Origin of the sequence: Campylobacter sp. 2018MI01, assembly GCF_018501205.1 — a bacterium.
Lineage (GTDB): Bacteria > Campylobacterota > Campylobacteria > Campylobacterales > Campylobacteraceae > Campylobacter_E.
The window spans coordinates 1-1,322 of record NZ_JAHCZE010000118.1 but is presented as its reverse complement, the minus strand read 5'-3'; the positions used below and the strand labels follow the sequence as shown (position 1 = coordinate 1,322).

Here is a 1,322-nt window from a genome sequence, read left to right as displayed (position 1 = left end):
ATTTATATTTGATATAATTAATCTTATTTTTTATTAAGGTTGAGTATGCAAGTAAATCAAACAAAATATTTAAAAATCATTTTTAAAAAAGTAATAGCTTTTATCTTTACTATATTTTTTCTTATTATCGGAAGTTTTTATGCAATTATAAGCGAAGTTCAAAAAGAAACTTTTGACATACAATATAGCAAAAATCCAGAAGCTTCTGCTAAATTTGCAAATGCAATGGAATATAGAATTATTATTGAATCATTACATAAATATTTGAATTATGATAATTTTATAATGATATTTCTTATAAATCAAATGAATGATAAATTTAAAGAAGGTAAAGAGCTTTTACCAAAAGATAGCATAGAAGACATTTTATGGTGGATGATTTTAAATAGAAATATGTTTTTTAAAAGTGATGATTTATCGTATGCTAAGTATGTTACAAATACTTATAAAGATGAATTTTTTAATGAGATTTATTCAATGATCGAACGCTTACCATATGGAAAAAATTATTTTGATAATATTGAACTAAACCAAAATCGCTTTGCAACCATGTTAAGGCTTGTTTCAATATATACAGATTTAGATATTGATAGATTTATATATTATTTAAAAGAAGAATCAAATAAACATGATGAAATATATAAGCATTTAGACATGGCTTATAAAAGATACTTTGATTCGCAAAAGTCAAAGGAATATTTTTATTATATATATATAAATACAGTGATTATGCTTCATGCTAAAGACATATATTTAAATTTACAAGGTGATGAAAATGGAAAAATGATTGAACCAGCAATAATCCCGCAAGATTTATGTTATAAAAAAGATATATTTGAAATATACGATAATTTTCAAAAAATTATTGATTATGTAAAAACTACAAAAAATTATTCTAGTTCTTTATCTGGAACAAGTTTAGAAATATTAGGAGTTTTAGAAAATTCCTGCCCTAATGAAAAAGAATTAAGAAAAAAAATACAAGCAGAGATTGATGAAATTAATAAAAATAAAAAAGGAGTTGTAAATGCTAAATGAAGATTATTAAATTCTAAAATATTTTACACTACTAATTAACATTATTATAAATTTTTAGTTTTTATCTTTTAAAAGAATTTAATTTAGGAATTTAAGATATTTTCAAAGTATTTAACATAAAACACAAGATAATTTTAATAATTATTTTTAAATTTGATGAATGTGTATTTGCTATAATAAACCTTATTTTTAAAGGTAAGATATGAATGAGTTTTTAATATATCTAGCATATTTTTTAGATAATTTACATGATTTAGCTGGTGGGATTATTAGTATTTTAATTC

General features: G+C 20.9%; 1 protein-coding gene. It reads left to right on the top strand.

Features of this window, described 5'->3' with window-relative positions:
• Positions 1 to 45: 45 nt before the first annotated feature.
• Positions 46 to 1,038, top strand: a complete 993-nt coding sequence (locus KJQ97_RS09255; RefSeq protein ID WP_214120670.1) for a hypothetical protein — start codon at positions 46 to 48, stop codon at positions 1,036 to 1,038.
• Positions 1,039 to 1,322: the final 284 nt, after the last annotated feature.

Coding starts and splice junctions, on each gene's coding strand:
- KJQ97_RS09255 (WP_214120670.1), top strand. CDS start 46: ATGCAAGTAAATCAAACAAAATATTTAAAAATCATTTTTAAAAAAGTA.